Annotated in this window: 23 protein-coding genes; 17 read left to right on the top strand and 6 right to left on the bottom strand. The window is 70.1% G+C overall.

All coding sequences use genetic code 11. The features are described from left to right. The coding region (locus EV148_RS18760; RefSeq protein WP_206750695.1) for a hypothetical protein at positions 1 to 220 on the top strand (220 nt) is incomplete at its 5' end. A 304-nt stretch (positions 221 to 524) separates the two neighbouring features. Then, on the top strand, positions 525 to 1418 hold the full coding sequence (gene folP / locus EV148_RS17850; RefSeq protein ID WP_132000211.1) for a dihydropteroate synthase: 894 nt from the start codon (positions 525 to 527) through the stop codon (positions 1416 to 1418). Between the two features lie 542 nt (positions 1419 to 1960). On the opposite strand, the gene EV148_RS17845 is transcribed toward folP, so the two are convergent. Further along, positions 1961 to 4378, bottom strand: coding sequence for a winged helix-turn-helix domain-containing protein (locus EV148_RS17845; RefSeq protein ID WP_132000210.1), 2418 nt, complete (start codon positions 4376 to 4378; stop codon positions 1961 to 1963). Between the two features lie 59 nt (positions 4379 to 4437). Continuing rightward, positions 4438 to 5637, bottom strand: a complete 1200-nt coding sequence (locus tag EV148_RS17840; protein ID WP_132000209.1) for a magnesium transporter — start codon at positions 5635 to 5637, stop codon at positions 4438 to 4440. Positions 5638 to 5826: 189 nt separating this feature from the next. Between EV148_RS17840 and EV148_RS17835 the strand changes: the two genes are divergently transcribed. Further along, positions 5827 to 6303 carry an outer membrane lipoprotein gene (locus EV148_RS17835; protein WP_241988142.1) on the top strand — a complete coding sequence of 159 codons (477 nt, stop codon included), beginning with the start codon at positions 5827 to 5829 and terminating at the stop codon, positions 6301 to 6303. Positions 6304 to 6392: 89 nt separating this feature from the next. On the opposite strand, the gene EV148_RS17830 is transcribed toward EV148_RS17835, so the two are convergent. Together EV148_RS17830 and ygfZ are read right to left on the bottom strand one after the other, a co-directional pair. Next, positions 6393 to 6830: a cell wall hydrolase gene (locus tag EV148_RS17830; RefSeq protein ID WP_132000207.1), complete on the bottom strand. Its 438-nt coding sequence runs from the start codon at positions 6828 to 6830 to the stop codon at positions 6393 to 6395. 421 nt (positions 6831 to 7251) lie between these two features. Next, the gene (gene ygfZ / locus EV148_RS17825; RefSeq protein WP_158287535.1) at positions 7252 to 8076 is read right to left on the bottom strand and encodes a CAF17-like 4Fe-4S cluster assembly/insertion protein YgfZ; all 825 of its coding nucleotides are present in this window, start codon (positions 8074 to 8076) and stop codon (positions 7252 to 7254) included. Between the two features lie 131 nt (positions 8077 to 8207). On the opposite strand from ygfZ, the gene EV148_RS17820 reads away from it, so the two are divergent. The 8 genes from EV148_RS17820 to EV148_RS17785 all read left to right on the top strand — a co-directional run bounded on the left by EV148_RS17820 (position 8208) and on the right by EV148_RS17785 (position 13691). Beyond that, positions 8208 to 8387 (top strand): DUF1674 domain-containing protein, encoded by a 180-nt coding sequence (locus EV148_RS17820; RefSeq protein WP_132000205.1) that lies wholly within the window; start codon positions 8208 to 8210, stop codon positions 8385 to 8387. A gap of 55 nt (positions 8388 to 8442) precedes the next feature. Next, positions 8443 to 8838 carry a succinate dehydrogenase, cytochrome b556 subunit gene (gene sdhC, locus EV148_RS17815; protein ID WP_132000204.1) on the top strand — a complete coding sequence of 132 codons (396 nt, stop codon included), beginning with the start codon at positions 8443 to 8445 and terminating at the stop codon, positions 8836 to 8838. Next, the gene (gene sdhD, locus EV148_RS17810; protein WP_132000203.1) at positions 8835 to 9221 is read left to right on the top strand and encodes a succinate dehydrogenase, hydrophobic membrane anchor protein; all 387 of its coding nucleotides are present in this window, start codon (positions 8835 to 8837) and stop codon (positions 9219 to 9221) included. The genes sdhC and sdhD overlap by 4 nt, the downstream gene beginning before the upstream one ends. A 1-nt stretch (position 9222) precedes the next feature. Beyond that, complete coding sequence (gene sdhA / locus EV148_RS17805; RefSeq protein ID WP_132000202.1) at positions 9223 to 11016, top strand: succinate dehydrogenase flavoprotein subunit; 1794 nt, start codon at positions 9223 to 9225, stop codon at positions 11014 to 11016. Between the two features lie 104 nt (positions 11017 to 11120). Beyond that, the gene (locus EV148_RS17800) at positions 11121 to 11906 is read left to right on the top strand and encodes a succinate dehydrogenase iron-sulfur subunit (RefSeq protein WP_132000217.1); all 786 of its coding nucleotides are present in this window, start codon (positions 11121 to 11123) and stop codon (positions 11904 to 11906) included. 114 nt (positions 11907 to 12020) lie between these two features. Then, the gene (locus EV148_RS17795) at positions 12021 to 13037 is read left to right on the top strand and encodes an SRPBCC family protein (protein ID WP_199222824.1); all 1017 of its coding nucleotides are present in this window, start codon (positions 12021 to 12023) and stop codon (positions 13035 to 13037) included. Then, positions 13034 to 13285: an FAD assembly factor SdhE gene (locus EV148_RS17790; RefSeq protein WP_132000201.1), complete on the top strand. Its 252-nt coding sequence runs from the start codon at positions 13034 to 13036 to the stop codon at positions 13283 to 13285. The genes EV148_RS17795 and EV148_RS17790 overlap by 4 nt, the downstream gene beginning before the upstream one ends. After that, on the top strand, positions 13257 to 13691 hold the full coding sequence (locus EV148_RS17785; protein WP_132000200.1) for a hypothetical protein: 435 nt from the start codon (positions 13257 to 13259) through the stop codon (positions 13689 to 13691). Before EV148_RS17790 ends, EV148_RS17785 begins: the two co-directional genes overlap by 29 nt. Positions 13692 to 13728: 37 nt before the next feature. Here EV148_RS17785 and EV148_RS17780 read toward each other — a convergent pair whose 3' ends face one another. Both EV148_RS17780 and EV148_RS17775 read right to left on the bottom strand, forming a co-directional pair. Further along, a complete protein-coding gene (locus EV148_RS17780) occupies positions 13729 to 14328 on the bottom strand; it encodes a Maf family protein (protein ID WP_132000199.1) in 600 nt (199 codons plus the stop codon). Next, positions 14325 to 14786 (bottom strand): hypothetical protein, encoded by a 462-nt coding sequence (locus EV148_RS17775; RefSeq protein ID WP_132000198.1) that lies wholly within the window; start codon positions 14784 to 14786, stop codon positions 14325 to 14327. The genes EV148_RS17780 and EV148_RS17775 overlap by 4 nt, the downstream gene beginning before the upstream one ends. A 117-nt stretch (positions 14787 to 14903) precedes the next feature. On the opposite strand from EV148_RS17775, the gene EV148_RS17770 reads away from it, so the two are divergent. The 6 genes from EV148_RS17770 (at position 14904) to fabG (ending at position 19724) form a co-directional block, all read left to right on the top strand. Next, the gene (locus tag EV148_RS17770; protein WP_132000215.1) at positions 14904 to 15410 is read left to right on the top strand and encodes a YceD family protein; all 507 of its coding nucleotides are present in this window, start codon (positions 14904 to 14906) and stop codon (positions 15408 to 15410) included. 87 nt (positions 15411 to 15497) lie between these two features. Then, the gene (gene rpmF / locus EV148_RS17765) at positions 15498 to 15692 is read left to right on the top strand and encodes a 50S ribosomal protein L32 (protein ID WP_132000197.1); all 195 of its coding nucleotides are present in this window, start codon (positions 15498 to 15500) and stop codon (positions 15690 to 15692) included. A 135-nt stretch (positions 15693 to 15827) separates the two neighbouring features. After that, positions 15828 to 16841, top strand: a complete 1014-nt coding sequence (locus EV148_RS17760) for a beta-ketoacyl-ACP synthase III (RefSeq protein ID WP_277871172.1) — start codon at positions 15828 to 15830, stop codon at positions 16839 to 16841. A gap of 156 nt (positions 16842 to 16997) precedes the next feature. Next, complete coding sequence (gene fabD / locus EV148_RS17755; protein WP_132000196.1) at positions 16998 to 17957, top strand: ACP S-malonyltransferase; 960 nt, start codon at positions 16998 to 17000, stop codon at positions 17955 to 17957. Positions 17958 to 18069: 112 nt separating this feature from the next. Further along, positions 18070 to 18867: an SDR family NAD(P)-dependent oxidoreductase gene (locus EV148_RS17750; protein WP_132000195.1), complete on the top strand. Its 798-nt coding sequence runs from the start codon at positions 18070 to 18072 to the stop codon at positions 18865 to 18867. A 113-nt stretch (positions 18868 to 18980) separates the two neighbouring features. Further along, complete coding sequence (gene fabG, locus EV148_RS17745; protein ID WP_132000194.1) at positions 18981 to 19724, top strand: 3-oxoacyl-ACP reductase FabG; 744 nt, start codon at positions 18981 to 18983, stop codon at positions 19722 to 19724. Positions 19725 to 19842: the final 118 nt, after the last annotated feature.

Raw genomic sequence — 19842 nt, 5'->3', positions numbered from 1 at the left:
GCGGCGAGATTTTGGCAACTTTGCGCCAGGTTTCGATGCCGGTTCTGCAAATCGTGCTTCTGGCATGGGGCGGCGAGGGCTTATTCAGACCTTCCCTCAAGAGTTGGAGCCTCCACGAATCCCGGGGCGGTTCAACCAGGCCGCCTGCCTGAACGATATTGGGACGAATACAACCATGAACTACCGAGGCGGCAGGAACCATGCGGGATTCATGCTCTGAAAAGTTATCGCACGATCGATGACGCAATCAGTGATGCCTTGGGCATCCCGCGAGCTCCTGACTGAAGAGTCAAAGAGGACGGAGTGGACTGCCCCCGATTTCTCGGACCGTCTAATTAAACATCTGCGCAATCAAAGGTCAAAGGGGACGGAGGAATTATCCGTTTGAATCGTCCGCGCGGTGACGTTCGGACGAGGTCGACCGCATTCCTTCCGAGGACACGCGTCCGATCCGTTCGAGTGGCAGAGATGGACGCCGCCTCTGGGAATGGAATAATCAGAGCATCGCCCACCCGGATGCCGCCATGTTCCACCTCCGCCTCGACTGCAACGGCCGTGAACTCGTGCTCGACCGCACGCTCGTGTGCGGCATCGTCAACGTGACGGCCGATTCGTTCTCCGACGGCGGCGAGTTCCTCGATCCCGCGCGCGCGATCGAACACGGGCTCGCGCTCGTCGAACAGGGCGCGGACCTGCTCGACGTCGGCGGCGAGTCGACGCGGCCGGGCGCGGACGAGGTCGACGCGGCGACCGAGATCGCGCGCGTCGTGCCGGTGATCGAGGCGCTCGCGCGGCAGGTGAAGGTGCCGATCTCGATCGACACCTCGAAGGCCGAGGTGATGCGCGCGGCGGTCGCCGCGGGTGCGGGGCTGATCAACGACGTGCGTGCGTTGCGCGGCGACGGCGCGCTCGATGCGGCCGCCGCGCTTGGCGTGCCCGTGTGCGTGATGCATATGCAGGGCGAGCCGCGCACGATGCAGGACGCGCCGCATTACGACGACGTCGTCGGCGAAGTGCACCGCTTCCTCGCCGAGCGCCTGTTCGCGTGCCAGATGGCGGGCATCGACAAGAAGAAGATCCTCGTCGATCCCGGCTTTGGCTTCGGCAAGACGCTCGAGCACAACCTCGCGTTGCTGCGCGCGCTCGATCGCTTCCCCGAGATCGCACCGGTGATGGTCGGGTTGTCGCGCAAGCGATCGATCGGCGTGCTGACCGGCCGCGAGGATCCGCACGAACGCGTCGCGGGCTCGGTCGCCGCGGCGCTGATCGCCGCGCAACGCGGCGCGGCGATCGTGCGCGTGCACGACGTCGCGCCGACGCGCGACGCACTCGCGGTCTGGCATGCGGTCGCCGCCGGTGATGGTGCCGGACGCAAGCCGGTCGCCGTGAAGAAGGCGAGTCTCTGGGACGACGACTGACGGGACATGCGCTGCGCGTGCCCCGGGACACGTACCCGAGGCCACGCGCCGCGCGGGCTGGATTCGTGTGAGTCCCTTCGATGTCCCGCGCCATTCCATCCGGACACGCGCGAGTCCCGGCCCGCCAAGGCGGCGGACCGGGACGCGTCAGGGAGAAATTCCCGCCGTCGCCCGAGGGAGAGAGGGAGGCGACGGCGGGGCCGGTCGGGGCTGTTGGGGGGTACCCCGACCGGGGGGACCTTGCATCGAGGACGATGCACGCGGCCGCTTCGTCGCGGCCTGTCACGGAATCAGGTGAAGAACGACGGCGACGGGCCCGGCGGGCCGAGGCCCGGACGCCTGGAAATACGCTGGTGATGCATGGCGACCGCCCCCTCGGCTGCTGACGGCACCATCATCGTGTAGATGGCATGCCCGCGCACTCCATCTTCATTCGCTTTTCGTTCGCATCGCATGAAGGCGGGCTGATTTTCGGCGGTATGGCCGGCTGGACGGCCGTTGCAGCGGGGGGCGCCGCGGCCATCGGCGGGGTGGATCCGGCCTCAGCCGCTGCGCGTCGCTGGCTCGTCGATCGCCGCACCACTCGGCACCGTACGTTCCCCGGCGAGGGCGCGCACGCGGGCGAGGGCGGCGCGCCAGGCGTCGGTCTGGTGCAGGGCGCCATACAGCTGCGCCTGCAGCAGGGCGCAGTCGTAGTCCTGTTCGGCCCAGCGCGCGACGCGGCCGACGACTTCGCTGGCGCGGTCGAGTTCGCGGTCGGCGATCAGGCTGGTGCCCCAGGAGGAAACGACGATGGCGAGGTCGTGCGGCACGCCCCAGCGCTCGGCCTCGTCGAACGCGGCCGCGAAGCTGCGGTCGGCGTCCTCGCGGCGCTGCGCGGCGCGCGCGAGTTCGGCCTCGGCCAGTCGCGCGAACTGGATGACCGAAGGCATGTCGCCATGTTCCTTCGTCCATTGCTGGAACTGCGCGCATTGGTCGCGCGCGTCGCCGGCGTGGCCGCCGGCGAGCAGCGCGCGCACGAGCGTGAGCCAGGCTTGCGCGCGCACGTGCGCTTCGTCGGTCGTCGGCAGCGCCGCGACCGCGCGGCGGGCCGACTCCGCCGCCTGTGCCGCATCGCCGGCCGCGAGCTGCAGGCGCGCGCTCTCCGCGGCGATGCTGCCGGGCAGTTCGGCCTGGTCGGCGAGCGATGCGTCGCGGCGCAATTCGTCGAGCAGCCGGCGTGCGTCGGTGAGGCGACCGACGGCGGCGAGTGCGCGCGCACGTTGCAGGTCGAAGTTGCCGCGCGTGCGCGCATTCACCAGTTGCGCGCGCTGCGGCAGCAGCGACTCACTCGTGGCGACGGCGCCCGACGCGTCGAGCAGCGCGATCTGCGCCTTGATCTGCGCGGTGACGGTGAGGGCGAGGTCGTTGAGCGCGCCGAAATGGCGGAAGCGGTCGGCCGCGCGCTGCAGCACCGGCAGCGCTTCGGCATGCCGGCCGCGGTTGTTGTTGAGGATGCCTTCGTTGGCGTCGACCCGCGCGAGCGACAGCGTGTCGTTGGCGAGCGTGAGGGCGATGCGCGCACGCGCGAGCGCGCTTGCCGCCTCGTCGAACCGCCACAGGTTGACCAGCGCGGCAGCGAGCCCGGTGTAGGCCTGGCCGACCACGACCGGCTCGTGGCGCGACTCGGTCAGGCGGATTGCCTCCTCGAAGATCGGCACCGCGTCCGCGCTGCGGTCCTCGCGCACGGCGAGCGCGCCGAGCATGTGCAGCGCCTGCGCGCGCAGCACGGGGTCGGTCTCCGCCGACACCTGAGCGAGCACCTGTTCGAGCGTGCCGCGCGCGGCATCGAGGCGTCCGCTGCGGTAGTCGATCTGGGCGAGCCGCACGCCGATCGCCGGCGTCGCCCGCACGGCGGCGGGGGCCGCTTCGATCAGGCGCCGGGCGGTCGCGAAATCATCGCCGAGCAGCGAGGCTTCCGTGCGTTGCAGGAGCCCGGCGACCGACACCGGGACGTCGTCGTGCGTGGCCACCGGCGACTTGCCGAGCAGCACGAGCAACTGGTCGCTCGCGTTGCGCGCGGTTTCGATCGGGTCGCTGCCGCGCGCTTCGATCGTACGGCGCCGGCCGTCGTTCTCGCGCAGTTCGATCTGTACGAGCCAGTCGTCGGCGACGCGCGCGACTTGCGGCACGATCACCTCGCGCGCGCCGGTGAGGCTGCGCACGACGGTCGCCGGGTCGCCACCTCCCGCGCTCGCGGTACGCCAGGCGGCGACGACGTTGTCGCTCGGTGCGACGACCTGGCCGGCCTGGCGCAGCCGCGAGGCGACGAGGTCCATGAGGCCGAGACGCAGCCAGGCCCATTCCTCGCTCGATTCGACCGTCGCCGGAAGCACGACGAGGGCGTCGTTCGACGCGACCTGTGCCGGCTTCGGCGGCAGCGCGTCGCGACCGCGCGGAGGCAACAGCCAGGCGAGCGCGAGCGTGGCAAGCACGAATGCCGCTGCGCCGGCCAAGATCGCAACCCGCCGGTGCGGTCCCGCAGGCGGCGCCGCAGTTGTGGCGGCGACCGCCTCCGCCGGCGGCTCGGTGGCGGTCGTCGCCGCGGGAGCGGACGGCGGTGTCGACGGAGCGGACTCCCGCGGGTCGGGCTCGTCGGTGCGTGCGGTCTCCAGTTCGCGGATCCAGCGATAGCCGAAGCGCGGGATCGTGCGGATCGCGTTCTGTTCGTTGCCGTCGTCGCCGACCGCGCGACGTGCCTTCAGCAGGGTCTGGCCGAGCAGGGTGTCGCTGACGTCGAGCTTGCCCCATACCGCGGCGATGAGTTCGTCGCGGCCGACCGCGCGGTCGCGGTGCTCGATGAGGTAGACGAGGCAGTCGAACACCTTCGGGGACAGCGCCAGCAGTTCGCTGCCGCGATGCAGCTCGCGCGCGAGCGGATCGACGCGATATTCGCCGAAGAGATAGACCGGATGGGACATGGCGGCAGGTTAGCGCGTGCGCCCGCCTGCGGCCATCCATTCGATGCGCCGGTCGCGCGTCACGCGATGAGCCACGCGGCGAGGCCGAGGAACAGGCCCATGCTGACGACGTCGGTCGCGGTGGTCAGGAAGATGCCGGACGCCGTCGCGGGATCGGCGCCGAGCCGCTTGAGCGCGAGCGGAACCGCGGCACCCGCGACGCCCGACAGGGCGCAGCTGCCCGCCATCGCGACGAACGTGATCGCGGCGAGCATGAGGGCTTGGGGATGCTCCTGGTGGCGGGCGAGCCAGAACATGCCGATCGCGGCGACGAGCCCGGTCAGCGCACCGTTGACGAAGCCGAGCCAGGTTTCCTTCCACAGCAGCGCGCGCGTGCGGTTTGCGCCGACTTCACCGAGCGTCATGCCGCGCAGGGTGACCGCGAGCGACTGGCAGCCGGTGTTGCTGCACTGCCCGGACAGCACCGGGATGAACACCGCGAGCAGCACGATGCGGTTGACCGTGCCCTGGAACAGCCCGACCACGCTCGCCGCGACGAACGCGGTGACGAGGTTGATCTGCAGCCACGGGTGGCGGAAGCGCAGCGCGCGTTGCCACGGCGTCGCCAGGCGTTCCTCCTTCTCGACGCCGACCATCGCGCCGGCCTGGGCGCTGATCTCGAACGCCTGCTCCTCGAAGATGACCGCTCCGCGCACGACGCCGATCAGGCGGCCGTCGGCATCGCAGACGGGGTAAACGGGATAGTGGCGGCGCACGACTTCGCGCATCGCATCGAGCACGGCGGTCTGCGGCTGCAGCGAGAACGGCCGCGACACCATGATTTCCGACAGGCGCTGGGTCGCGCGTGCGAACGCGAGTTCGCGGAACGCGACGATGCCGGTCAGGGCGCGGTCCGCGTCGACGACGAACACATAAGTAACGAGCGTGTGGGAGACGACCGGGCGCAAGGTTTCGATCACCTGCGCCACCGTCGCGTCCCCGTCGAACACGGCCGGCGCCGGTTCCATGAGGCGGCCGATCGAACCTTCGGGCCAGTGCTGCCCCTGCAGCCACTGGCCGTCCTCGCCCTGGCCCGCGGCGAAGGCGATCTGGCGGCGGCGTTCGGCGCCGAAGCGGTCGAGGATCGCGACCGCACGGCCGGGGCCGAGCGCATGCAACAGGCGCGCGACCGAGGCGTCCGGCAGCGGTGCGAGGCGCACGACGGCATCGTCGGCGTCGAGGTCGCGCAATTCGTCCACGGTCACGGTCGGCGTCGTCATGGTTCCCCCTGCGGTCGCGCGATGCTAGCCGAAGCGCGGCGCGGCTCCCATAGCGACAGCCGGGCAGCGCCGCCGGCGTTGGACCGAACGCCGTCGTTCATCCGGCGGGGGTGTGGCGAGCGGCCGTTCACGGCTTCTTTAACGTGGGTGCGTGACCATGCGTGGCAGACCACCAACGGAACCATGACGATGAGCAGCAGATTCGTGTCGATGGCGTTGACCGCGGTAACCGGCATCGCCCTCGTGGGTTGCGTGGCGACGCCGCCGCGCACGCGTTACTACGACGATGCGTACTACCAGCGGCGCGCAGCCTACGACTGCTCGCGCTGCGGCGTGATCAAGGAGGTCGGCCGCGTGTACGTGCGCGAGAACAGCACGGGCGGCGGCGGCGCGGTGCTCGGCGCGATCATCGGCGGCGTGCTCGGCAGCACGGTCGGCAAGGGCGACGGCCGTACGGCCGCCACGGTTGCCGGCGCGGTCGCCGGAGGCTTCGCCGGCAATGCAATCGAGCGCAATTCGAACGACTACGGCGATCGCGAGGCATGGCAGTTCCAGGTGCGCCTCGACGACGGCCGCTGGGCCACCGTCACCCAATGGGACAACAACGACCTGCGCCCGGGTGATCGCGTGATGATCCGCGACAACCGCCTGATCCGCCTGCGCTGAGCCGGCGGGCCCGGAAACGAAAACGGCGAAGGCAGGGCCTTCGCCGTTTTTTCTGGTTCTCGTCCGATGCCGTCGGGCGCGGCGCGGACTCAGTTGATGCGGTAGAAGTTGTGGGCGCCGATCGTCGCGACCGGCGGACCCTTGATCCAGCCGGGCGACACCGAGTCGGCGAGCACGAAGTGGTCGGCGTCCGGCACGACGAACTTGCGCCGGTCGCGCGGCAGGGCCCAGATCGCGAGCGAGCGGCCGGCGATCTGCCAGGCCGTGTTCCAGGCGGCCGGTTCGTCCACGACGCGGTTGTTACGGATCGTCGTCGTCGCGAACTGCCCGGGGGCACGGACGACGTCGCAGACGGTCTTGCCCCAGCGGCCGCTTTCGCGGCGGCGCATCGCCACTTCGGCGACCGCCATCTGGCCGACCTTCGATTCGCTGCGCGCCTCGAGGTAGACCGTCGTCGCCAGGCAGACCTGGTCGGCGGCTGGCTGCGGCAGGATCGACGCGAGCCAGAGTAGAAAGGAAAGTTTCATGTCGCATACCTCTCGCAGTCGGGAGGTTCGTCCCGGCTCGCCGCGACGCGAACGCCAAGCGGGCATGCCAGGCGCACCATCGCCGGGCCGGGTCGAACCATCGATTTGGATGACGCTGCGGCGTGGGCGCGGTCCTGCCGCGCCTTGCTACGCCCGCCAGTCGCGTCTGCCACCCCGGCAGTCGCTCCGACGTCTTTCACGAACCGGCGCATCGCGCCGGGGACATCCGCCGGCCTTGTTCAGGTCCGCGGCGGGCGTCCAAAAAGCTCATTCAAAACAAGCTTGTGGATACGCAAAGCGCCCCGTCTGGACGAGGCGCGGGGCGAAGCCTACGCGAGTCGGCGGCCCATGTCCCTGAACGGGCGCCCCTTCGTTCAGCGTAGCGTAAGGCGCTGTCTGGCAGGTCCTTGTAAAAATTTTGTTATGCGCCGGGCACCAAAGTGCGGCCATCGGTGGTCGTCGCGACCGACCCGCGTGCGTCGTCGGTGACGACGGCGAGCGCATTCGCCGACAATCCGGACGGGTCGGCAGCCGCATACAGGATGCGACCGACCGGGGTTTCACCGACCAGCACGCCCGTCCCGGGCGGCAGCCCGGCGACGTCGTCCTCGACGCGATAAACCTGCAGGTGGCGCTTGTTGCCACCGCGGAAATGCAGGCGCGCGGCGATCTCCTGGCCGGGATAGCACCCCTTGTCGAAGCGGATCGCGTCGATGCGTCCGAGTTCGAGTGCCTGTGGCACGAACTCCCCGGCGAGCGCCGCGGCCAGGAAGGGCAGGCGGGCGGCCAGGTCCTCACGCCGCCAGGCGGCGAGTGCGGCGTCGTCCATCACGCCGGCAGCGGGCGCGAGCCAGGCCGCGCGCGGGGCCGTGCCGGGCAGGGCGATCGCATGGCCGCCGCCGATCGCCGCGACTTCGCCGGCGCCGGGTGGCGGCGTGTCGAGGCGATGCACGGCCCAGCCGCCGATCGTTTCGAGCCGTACCGCGCTGCGGAAGACGTAACGCTGCAGCGCGTCGCGCACGGCGGCGGCGTCGCCGAGCGGTTGCCATGCGACGAGGCGTTCGGCCGTCACGCGCAGCAGGGCGAACACGGCCCGGGCCCGGCCCTGGGCATCGAGCCACGCGCTCCATTGCCAGCGCGCGGGTTCGAGCGTTGAAACGTCGCTGGTGAACTGGGCGTGCGCGAACGTGGTCGCGTCCCTGCCTTCGATCGTGAGCAGTTCCGCGCGGCAGAGGGCAATCGGCATCGCAATCGTCATCGTGGCGAGTCGTCCACTGTAGCAGGCGCGCGTACGAGAGGGCCGCATCGTGCGCCGAACGCCTCGCGCGAGGTTGTCTGGATGAACGAGTGGGTTTAACCTTCGCGCCGCACCGCATCATGCCCGACACTCGACACTCCCCGACCGAATCCCCCTCGCCACCCGTGGCCGGCGCCACCGTGGATGCGCCCGCGGCACCCGCGAGCGAAGTGAAACCGGAGATCGGCGGGCGCGAATCGGGCCTCGATCCGACGCGCTACGGGGATTGGGAAAAGAACGGCCGCTGCATCGATTTCTGATGCCGAGCGCAGGATGCGCGAGCGGACCCTACGACAACGCCAGCACGAGCCAGCCATGCCAGCCAACGCGCGACCGCTATCGCCCCACCTGTCGATCTACCGCTGGCAGATCCAGATGGTCACTTCGATCCTGCATCGCGCGACGGGCATCGCGCTCGCCGCGGGCACGATCCTGCTCGTCGTCGCGCTGCTCGCGCTCGCGAGCGGCCCCGATGCGTACGGCAAGGTCGCCGCGTTCTGCGGCTCGTGGCTCGGCATGTTGCTGCTGGTCGGCTGGACCTGGTCGCTCGCCTACCACCTGCTCAACGGCATCCGCCACCTCTGGCAGGACCTCGGTTACGGCTACCTGCCCGCGCAGTTCGTGCGCAACGGTTGGATCGTCTCGATCGGCAGCCTGATCCTCACCGCGCTCGTCTGGGCCTGCGTGTTCGCACAGCGGGGTGGCGCATGAACGCCCGCCTGCGCTCGCCGCTGAAGAACGCGCTCGGGCTCGGCTCCGCGCGCGCCGGCTCGCACCATTTCGTCGTGCAGCGGCTCACCGCCGCGGCGCTCGTGCTGCTCGGCCTGTGGTTCGTCTGGATCGTGCTGGAACTCCTCCACCTCGACTATGCCGGCGCGCACGCGCTCGTCGCGCAGCCGTGCAACGCGGTGCTGCTGCTCGCGTTCGTCACCGCCGTGTTCTGGCACGCGCAGCTCGGCTTGCAGGTCGTCATCGAGGACTACGTGCACACGCGTGGCTCGCAGCTCCTGCTGCAGGTCGCGGTGAAGTTCCTCTGTTTCATCGGCGCCGCCGCAAGCGTGCTCGCCATCCTCAAAATCGCGCTGGGACGCTGACATGGCCGGTACCGCTTACAAGGTCCAGGAACACAAGTACGACATCATCGTGGTCGGCGCCGGTGGCGCGGGCCTGCGCGCGACGTTCGGCCTCGCCGCGACCGGCCTGCAGACCGCATGCCTCACCAAGGTGTTCCCGACGCGCTCGCACACGGTCGCCGCGCAGGGCGGCATCTCCGCCGCGCTCGGCAACATGGGCGAGGACGACTGGCGCTTCCACTTCTACGACACCATCAAGGGTTCGGACTGGCTCGGCGACCAGGACGCGATCGAGTACATGTGCCGCGAGGCGATCCCCGCGATCATCGAACTCGAGCACTATGGCGTGCCGTTCTCGCGTACGGACGACGGCAAGATCTACCAGCGCCCGTTCGGCGGCATGACCACGCACTACGGCCAGGGCGTCGCGCAGCGCACCTGCGCCGCGGCCGACCGCACCGGCCACGCGATCCTGCACACGCTCTACCAGCAGTCGCTCAAGCACGACGCGCGCTTCTTCGTCGAGTACTTCGCGCTCGACCTCATCTTCGACAGCGAGGGCGCCTGTCGCGGCGTGCTCGCGCTCGACATGGCCGAAGGCACGCTGCACCTGTTCCGCGCGCACGGTGTCGTGCTCGCCACCGGCGGTTACGGGCGCGCGTACTTCTCGGCGACGTCGGCGCACACCTGCACCGGCGACGGTGGCGGCCTCGTCATGCGCGCCGGCCTGCCGATGCAGGACATGGAATTCGTGCAGTTCCATCCGACCGGCATCTACGGCTCGGGCTGCCTCATCACCGAGGGCTCGCGCGGCGAGGGCGGCTACCTCACCAATTCGAAGGGCGAGCGCTTCATGGAGCGCTATGCGCCGAACGCGAAGGACCTCGCCTCGCGCGACGTCGTCTCGCGCTCGATGACGATCGAGATCCGCGAGGGTCGCGGCGTCGGCGAGCACAAGGACCACATCAACCTCAACCTCATGCACCTCGGCGCCGACGTGCTGCACGAGAAGCTGCCGGGCATCTCCGAATCGGCGCGCATCTTCGCCGGCGTCGACGTCACCAAGGAGCCGATCCCGGTAATCCCGACCGTGCACTACAACATGGGCGGCATCCCGACCAATTACCACGGCGAGGTCGTGCGCAAGGTCGGCAACGACCCCGACGCCGTCGTGCCGGGCCTGTTCGCGATCGGCGAGGCGGCGTGCGTGTCGGTGCACGGCGCCAACCGCCTCGGTTCGAACTCGCTGCTCGACCTCGTCGTGTTCGGTCGAGCGGTCGCGCAGCGCTGCGCGGCGACGATCAAGCCGGGCCAGCCGCACAAGGACCTGCCGGCGTCCGCCTGCGACGCCGCGCTCGCCAACCTCGACCGCCTGCGCAACGCGAACGGCTCGACGCCGACCGCGGAAATCCGCCTGACGATGCAGAAGACGATGCAGGCCGACGCCGCCGTGTTCCGCACCGCGCAGACGCTCAGGGAGGGCTGTGCGAAGATGGACAAGGTGTTCGCCTCGTTCGACGACGTGCGCGTTTCGGATCGCTCGCTGGTATGGAACTCCGACCTGATCGAGACGCTCGAGCTGCAGAACCTGCTCTACAACGCGGTCGCGACGATCAACTCGGCCGAGCAGCGCCCGGAGAGCCGCGGCGCCCACGCGCGCGAGGATTTCCCCGACCGCGACGACGAGAACTGGATGAAGCACACGCTCGTCAGCGTCGACGCCAAGGGCAAGTGCTCGTTCGACTTCCGCCCGGTTCACATGAACACGATGACGAGCGACGTCGAGCCGGTGCCGCCGAAGAAGCGCGTGTATTGACGACGTGATTCGTGATTCGTGATTGGTGATTGGCAGATGCCTGCGGCAATGCGAATCCTGCTTTTCCGAATCACGAATCACCAATGACGAATCACGGAGTCGACATGGCCGAATTCACCCTCCCCAAGAATTCCAGGATCAAGGCCGGCAAGCATCATCCGGCGAAGGCGGGCGCGAAGGACATCCGCACCTTCCGGGTTTACCGCTGGAGCCCGGACGACGGCGAGAACCCGCGCATCGATACCTACGACGTCGACATGGCGACGTGCGGGCCGATGGTTCTCGACGCGCTGATCAAGATCAAGAACGAGATCGACCCGACCCTGACGTTCCGTCGCTCGTGCCGCGAAGGCATCTGCGGTTCGTGCGCGATGAACATCGACGGCACCAACACGCTCGCCTGCACCAAGGCGATCAGTGACTGCGGCTCGGGCGACGTCAAGATCAACCCGCTGCCGCACATGTCGGTGGTCAAGGACCTCGTCCCCGACCTCACGCATTTCTATGCACAGCTCGCGTCGGTCAAGCCGTGGCTGCGCAGCGACACGCCGCCGCCGCCGGATCGCGAGCGCCTGCAGTCGAAGGAGGACCGAGCCAAGCTCGACGGCCTCTACGAGTGCATCCTCTGCGCATGCTGCACGACCTCGTGCCCCAGCTACTGGTGGAACAGCGAGCGCTATCTCGGCCCGGCCGTGCTGCTGCAGGCATACCGCTGGATCGTCGATTCGCGCGACGAGGACACCGGCACGCGCCTCGACGAACTCGAGGACCCGTTCAAGCTGTATCGCTGTCATACGATCATGAACTGCGCGCGTACCTGCCCGAAGGGACTGAACCCGGCCAAGGCGATCGGCGAGATCAAGAAGCTCATCGTCGAGCGCGCGAGCTGAGGCGCGCCTTGCACCGTTTCGCTGCCCACGTCGCCGGCAGCGTCGTGTCATGGGCGACGTGGATCGTGCGCGGTTTCGCGCACGCGCGCGCGGCCTGACTGCAGGAGCTTCGGCATGAGCGCAGACGCAACCGACGTTGCCACGGCCGTGCCGGCGCCACGCGCGGGGCCGCACCTCGCCTGGATGTTCGGCGCGGGGGCCCTGTACGGCCTCTGCATGCGCCTGCTGTTCGTGCTGCCGTTCTATCGCGACCACCGCGGTGCGAGCGGCGTCATGCTCGTTTCGTTCGTCTTCCTCGTGCCGATGCTGATCGGCGCGCTGACGGTCTACCTGCTGCCCACCGCGCAGCGCACCGTCGGTCGCGCCCTCGTAGCGCCGCTCGTGCCCGTGCTCGTATTCGTCGGCGGCACCGCGATCCTGCTCATCGAGGGCAGCATCTGCATCGCGCTGGCCCTGCCGGTCTTCCTCGTCGCGGCGATGTTCGGCGGCCTCGTCGGCTGGGTGCTGCTGCGCCTCGTGTCGCCGTCCCGCTCCGTCGTCGGTGCGGTGCTCGCGTTGCCGCTGCTGCTCGGCGCGGCCGAGCGCGGCGCGCCGCTGCCGGATCGCCACGGCGAGAGTGACGCGTCCGTCTTCATCGCGGCACCGCCCGAAGCGATCTGGCGCCTCATCAACGACGCGACCGGCATCCGCGAGGACGAGATGGCGCAGGGCCTCGCCTGGCGCATCGGCGTGCCGTTCCCGCAGGAAGCCGTCACGGTCGACACCCCGGGAGGGCGCGTGCGCAAGCTGCGCTGGGACAAGGGCGTGCATTTCGACGAGCCGATCCTCGACTGGGTCGAGAACCGCTACATCCGCTGGCGCTACGTATTCGCCGCCGACTCGATCCCGCCGGGTGCGCTCGACGAGCACGTGCTCATCGGCGGTCGCCACTTCGACCTCGTCGACACGTCGTACCGGCTGATCCCGGAAGACGGCGGCACGCGTCTCGCGATCCACGTGAGCTGGCGCGTCAGCACGCATTTCAATCCCTACGCGGGGGCATGGGCCGAACTGCTCGTCGACGACGCGGCGCGCACGATCCTCGCGTTCTACCAGCGCCGCGCCGAGGCGGCGGCGGTCGCGCGGCAATGAACGGCGACGATCCCCGCCTCGGTCGCCTGCGCTGGCGTGCCCGCCGCGGCACGCGCGAGCTCGACCGCCTGCTCGGCGCGTGGCTCGATCGTCATTATGCGGGTGCGGATGAAGCACGCCGTGCCGAGTTCGACGCGCTGCTCGGCGAATCCGATCCGGACCTCTGGGACTGGCTGACCGGTCACCTCGACCCTTCGCCGCGCTACGCCGCGATCATCGATGAGATCCGCGCCCTCGATCGTGTTTGACTACCGGCCGTCGCCGGCGGTCGCCACCGCGACGGTCGTGGTCGCACTCGCTGCCGGGCTGGCACCGTGGGCGAGCGCGGCGCCGCTCGCGTTGCGCATCGCGCTGTCGGCGCTCGCACTCGGCGGGGCGGCGATCGCATTGCACCGCTACCGCGCGCCCGCGTTTCGCCGCATCGTGTGCGGCGCGTCGGGGTGGCGCCTCGTCGATCGCGATGGCCGCGAGCACGCGGCCGTGCTGCATGCGCACCGGCGCCTCGGGAGCCTGCTCGCGCTCGACTGGCGGTGCGCGCCGCGCTCGCATTTTCGCGTGCTCGTCACGCCGGACAACCTCGACGCCGACACGCGCCGCCGCCTCGTGCTGTTGCTCGCGCGGGGCGAGCCGCCGGAAACCGGCGCGCTCGTGTAGGGCGCGCGCAGCCCGTGCCGCCCCGGAGCAGCGCGCCTCACGGCAGTTCGATGCCCGCCGCGCGCAGCAGACGCGCGAGCGCGATCAGCGGCAGCCCGATCAGTGCCGTCGGGTCGGTGTTCTCGATGCGTTCGAACAGCGCGATGCCGAGGCCTTCGGCCTTGAAGCTGCCGGCGCAGTCGAGCGGGCGTTCCGCGTCGACGTAGCGCGCGATCGTCTCGTCGTCGAGCGCGCGGAACACGACCCGCGTGAGGTCGATGTCGACATGGGCGCGCGGCGTCGCATCGCGCGCATCGACCACGCAGAGCGCGGTATGGAATGCGACCGCGCGGCCGGAACAGGCACGCAGTTGCGCGCAGGCCGCCTCGACCGTGCCCGGCTTGCCTAGGGCGCGGCCGTCGAGCTCGGCGACCTGGTCGCTGCCGACCACGATGGCGCCGGGGCAGGCGGCCGCCACCGCGTGCGCCTTCGCCTCGGCGAGGCGGGCCGCGAGGCGTGCCGGCGCTTCGCCGGCGAGTGGGGTCTCGTCGACCGCGGGCGCATGCACGCGGAACGACGGTGCCAGGCGCGCGAGCAGTTCGCGCCGGTAGCGCGACGTCGATCCGAGCACGAGATCGACCTCGGCTAGCCGCTTCAATGCGGCACTTCCGATGGTTGCGCGGCGAGCGTGGCGCGCGTCTGCTCGACGTCCGCACGCACGTCGGCGAGGCGTTCGAGCTGGCGCGCGAGCGTGCCGCGCGTCGCGTCGAGCGCGTCGCGTGCGGCGAGTAGTTCCGCGTCGCTCGCGCGCATGGCGTGCTGCCGGAGCCAGAGTCGATGCGCGAGCAGGTCACGCAGCGCCTCCTGCACTTGCGGCTCGGCGGCGAGCGTCGCGCGCGCCGACACGGCTTCGGCCGGCGACAGCGCGGCCGCGGCGATCGCGGGCACCTCGCGCAGGCGCGCGCGGCACTCGAGCAGCTCGCGTTCGAGCGCATCGGCGAGGTCGAGAATCTCGGTCAGCAGCATGCGCCGGCGCAGCAGGTGGCGTTCGCGCCGCCAGGCGAACACGAGGCCGAGCGCGAAGACGGCCGCCGCGCAGGCGAGCAGGATGTTCACGTGGCCGGCGACTCCGAGGGACGGGCAGCCAGTGTGCCCCCGATGGCCGCGCCAAGCCAGCCGGAACCGGCGGTTCAGGTTGACAGCGGGGAGGGCTCCACCTACCATCGCGCGCCCATGTCCGCAGCCCTGCCAGATCGCGTGGATGTCGCACGCCAGGTGCAGGCGCGCCGCACGTACGAAGGAACCCTGCCGCTGGCCGCGATGCAGCGCCTGCGCGGCAGCCTCGCGACGACGGAAGGCGAGGCACGCTACCACGTCGAATTCGGCAAGGACGAACTCGGTGTCGCGTATCTCGGATTGCGTGTGGAAACCGGGTTGCCGCTGGTCTGCCAGCGTACGCTCGATGTCTTCGTCCAGCCGGTGTCGATCGACCAGCGCCTCGGCCTGATCGCCGACGAAAGCGGCGAGGCCGCGCTGCCGCCGGGCTACGAGCCGTTGCTCGTGCCGGACGGCCAAGTCGGCATCGCCGACGTGATCGAGGACGAGCTGATACTCGCGTTGCCGGTGGTGCCCGTGAAGCCGGGCGAGCCGCTGGAATGGAAGGATCATTCGGACGAGGAGTCCGAGGAAAAGCCGGCCAGCCCGTTCGCGGCGCTGGCGGGCTTGCGCAAGAACACGTAGTTGCGTGCAAGTGTTGTGTACTGCGGCGAGGATCGCCGCTCCGAACTCGAATACGGACGTTCGTCAAAAGCCTGAGGAATAGCCACCATGGCCGTCGCCAAGAGTCGTAAAACCCCGTCCCGCCGCGGCATGCGCCGCGCCCACGATGCGCTGACCGCGAAGCAGCTGTCGACCGACCCGACCTCGGGCGAAGTGCACGTGCGCCACCACGTCACCAAGGACGGCTACTACCGCGGCAAGAAGGTCATCGAGTCGAAGGCGCAGGCCCGCGACGAAGACTGATCGCCACGCGGCGCCGCATCGGCGCCGACGGCGATGACGGCCCGGCCCGGATGCGCCGGGCGGGGTTGCCCGGCAGGGCACGGAGAGCCCGGCTCGGCAGCAGCGCGCGCCCGCTGAAGGTGCGCGCCTAATCTCGTGCAGGCGTTCGCGCCTGCCTCCTTCGAGCGGGGAACGGCCCTGATCTACTCACGCATCGCCGGTACCGGCAGCTACCTGCCGGAAAAGATCGTCACCAACGCCGATCTCGAGAAGCGCGTCGATACCACCGACGAGTGGATCCGCACGCGCACGGGCATCCGCGAGCGCCGCTTCGCCGCCGATGGCGAAACCACGGGCGACCTCGCGTTCTACGCCGCGACGCACGCGCTCGACGCGGCCGGCATCAAGGGTGCCGACCTCGACCTCATCGTGCTCGGCACGACCACGCCCGACATCATCTTCCCGTCGACCGCCTGCCTGCTGCAGCACCGCCTCGGCGCGAACGGCTGCGCCGCATTCGACGTCAACGCCGCGTGCTCGGGCTTCATGTACGCGCTCGGCATCGCCGACCAGTTCATCCGCAGCGGCCAGGCGAAGAAGGCGCTCGTCGTCGGCGCGGAGACGCTGACGCGCATGCTCGACTTCAGCGACCGCTCGACCTGCGTGCTGTTCGGCGACGGCGCCGGCGCGGTCGTGCTCGAGGCGTCGAGCGAGCCCGGCATCCTCACCACCAAGCTGCACGCGGACGGCGGCTACAAGCACCTGCTGTACAACCCGGTCGGCGTCTCCGCGGGCTTCCGCGACGACGAGCCGAACCACGGCGTGCGCGTGATGATGACCGGCAACGAGGTGTTCAAGGTCGCGGTCAAGACGCTCGACCGCATCGTCGGCGAGACGCTCGAAGCGGCCGGCATGCACGAGCAGGACGTCGATTGGCTGATCCCGCACCAGGCGAACCTGCGCATCATCGAAGCGACTGCCAAACGCCTGTCGATGTCGATGGACCGCGTTATCGTCACGGTCGACCGCCACGGCAACACCTCGTCCGGCTCGGTCCCGCTCGCGCTCGACGAAGCGGTGCGTTCGGGCAAGGTGCAGCGCGGCCAGACCCTGCTGCTCGAGGCGTTCGGCGGCGGCTTCACCTGGTCGTCGGCGCTGCTCAAGTACTGATCAGGGCCGAGGGTCGGGGGCTGGGTGGATCGCCAGGGTCGTCGCCCGCAGCCGCAATCCGTGGGGCGGATCAAGGCGCGAAGCGCCGCATCCGCCGCTTGCGCGGCTTGATCCGGCCTACCTGTTTCGTTACCCCTTCGATCCGGGAACACAACGATGTCCGCACACCCCAGCTCTCAGCCCTCGGCCCTCGCCTTCGTCTTCCCCGGCCAAGGCTCCCAGTCCATCGGCATGCTCGCCGAACTCGCCGAGCTGCACGCGCACGTGCGCGAGGCGTTCACCGAAGCCTCCGATGGCGCCGGCGTGGACCTCTGGGCGCTGTCGCAGGGCGGACCCGAAGCAATGCTCAATCGCACCGAATACACCCAGCCCGCGCTGCTCGCGGCGGGTGTGGCCGTGTGGCGACTGTGGCAGGCGAACGGCGGCGCGACGCCGTCGCATGTCGCCGGACACAGCCTCGGCGAATACACCGCGCTCGTCGCGGCCGGCGTGCTGTCGCTGCATGACGCCGCGCATCTCGTGCGCATCCGCGGCCAGGCGATGCAGGACGCCGCGCCCGAAGGCGTCGGTGCGATGGCGGCCGTGCTCGGCGCCGACGACGCACTGGTCGAAGAGGTCTGCCGCGAGGTGTCGGGCGACCACGTCGTCGTGCCCGCCAACTACAACTCGCCCGGCCAGATCGTCATCGGCGGCCACGCGCAAGCGGTCGATGCCGCGCTCGCGAAGCTGTCCGAGCGCGGCGTGCGCAAGGCGGTCAAGCTCGCCGTGAGCGTGCCGTCGCACACGCCGCTCATGCGCGAGGCGGCCAATCGCCTCGGCGAGGCGATGCAGGCCTACCACTGGAGCCAGCCGCGCATCCCGGTCGTGCAGAACGTCGACGCGCGCACGCACGATGGCCTCGCCGACATCCGCGACGCGCTCGTGCGCCAGCTCTACCTGCCCGTGCGCTGGACTGCCTGCGTGCAGGCGCTCGCCGCGGCCGGCGTCACGCGCATCGGCGAATGCGGCCCGGGCAAGGTGCTGACGGGCCTCGTCAAGCGCATCGACAAGGCGATCGACGGCCGCGCGCTCGGCACGCCGGGCGATTTCGACGCCGCGCTCGCGGACTGGCGCTGACGCCGCGCGGCGGGCACGATCGCCGCATTTCCGGTCAACCGATGATCCGCCGACTGCGCTAGGCTGTCGGCCAGCCGACGCGCTCGCGCCGCGTCGTCGTCGGGAGGGCGGCATGCTTCTGCAAGGCAAGGTGGCGATCATCCACGGCGGCGGCGGTGCGATCGGTGGCGCCGTCGCGCGTGTCTTCGCGCGTGAGGGCGCGCGCGTCTACCTGTGCGGCCGCACGCGCGCGAAGCTCGATCGCGTCGTGCGCGACATCGTCGCCGCCGGGGGACGCGCCGAAGCCGCGGAGGTGGACGCGCTCGACGAACACGCGGTCGAGCATCATGTCGAAGGCGTCGCGCTGCGCGCAGGGCGCGTCGACATCGCCCTCAACGCGATCGGCTTCGCGCACGTGCAAGGCACGCCGTTCGTCGACCTGTCGCTCGCCGATTTCGCCTATCCGGTCGAAGCGTACGCGCGCACGAATTTCCTGACCGCGCAGGCGGTCGGGCGGCGCATGGTGGAGCAGGGGGCGGGCGTGATCCTCACGCTGTCCACGCCCGGCGCTCGCATCTCCGGCCAGGGTTTCCTCGGCAACGGCGTCGCCTCGGCGGCGATCGAGGCGTTCTCGCGCATCCTCGCCGGCGAACTCGGCGCGAGCGGCGTGCGCGTGGTCTGCCTGCGGCCCGATGCGATTCCGGAGGCGCTCGCCGAATCGCATTCGCGCGACGTGTTCGCGGGTGCCGCCGCGCGCGCGGGCAGTACGATCGAGGCGCTGCTCGACGGGCGCGCGCAGCAGGCGACCTTGCTCAAGCGCCTGCCGACGCTGTGCCAGGTGGCCGAAGTCGCCGCGTTCATCGCGTCCGATCGCGCCGCCGCGATGACCGGCACGGTCGCCAACCTCAGTTGCGGCTCGATCGTCGATTGAGCCGCCGCACGCGCGACGCGTGCCACACCGTACGTCACCGCACGGCATCCGGCATGGATGATCGGCGTCGCTTTTGCGATCATGCGCGACCACTTACCCGAACGGATCGCATCGTGAGCAAGCCCCTCGCAGGAGAAATCGCCCTCGTCACCGGCGCCAGCCGCGGCATCGGCGCCGCGATCGCGGACGAACTCGCCGCGCTCGGCGCGACGGTGATCGGCACCGCGACGAGCGAAGGCGGTGCGAAGGCCATCGGCGAACGCCTCGCCGCGCACGGCGGCGCCGGGCGCGTGCTCGACGTGACCGACGGTGCCGCGATCGAGGCGCTCGTCGAGGCGATCGGCAAGGAGTACGGCGCGGTCTCGATCCTCGTCAACAACGCGGGCATCACGCGCGACCAGCTGCTCATGCGCATGAAGGACGAGGACTGGCAGGCGATCCTCGACACCAACCTGAGCTCGGTCTACCGTGCCTCGAAGGCGGTGATGCGCGGCATGATGAAGGCGCGCAAGGGGCGCATCATCTCGATCGCATCGGTGATCGGCCTCACCGGCAACCCGGGCCAGGCGAACTACGCGGCGGCGAAGGCGGGCATCATCGCGTTCTCCAAGTCGCTCGCGCGCGAGATCGGTTCGCGCGGCATCACGGTCAACGTCGTCGCGCCGGGTTTCATCGACACCGACATGACGCGCGCATTGCCGGAGGAGCAGCGCAACGCGCTGCTCGGCCAGATCGCCCTCGGCCGCCTCGGTGCGGCGGACGACATCGCGAAGGCGGTCGCGTTCCTCGCATCGCCCGCGGCGTCCTACATCACTGGCGAGACGCTCCACGTGAACGGTGGCATGTACATGCCGTAACGCTTGTTATTCAGCACCTTGGCCGCACCTTCGATGGCGTCGCCGAGGTTCGTGCGGCCCTTCCCGGCGCGGCTGGCGAGGGGGCAGGGCTTCAACTACAATGCCGCGGTTTACAGGG

The sequence above is a fragment of the Dokdonella fugitiva genome (genome assembly GCF_004342425.1).
GTDB lineage: Bacteria > Pseudomonadota > Gammaproteobacteria > Xanthomonadales > Rhodanobacteraceae > Dokdonella_A > Dokdonella_A fugitiva.
The sequence above is the reverse complement of the archived record's forward strand: the minus strand, read 5'-3'. Positions and strand labels throughout refer to the sequence as shown.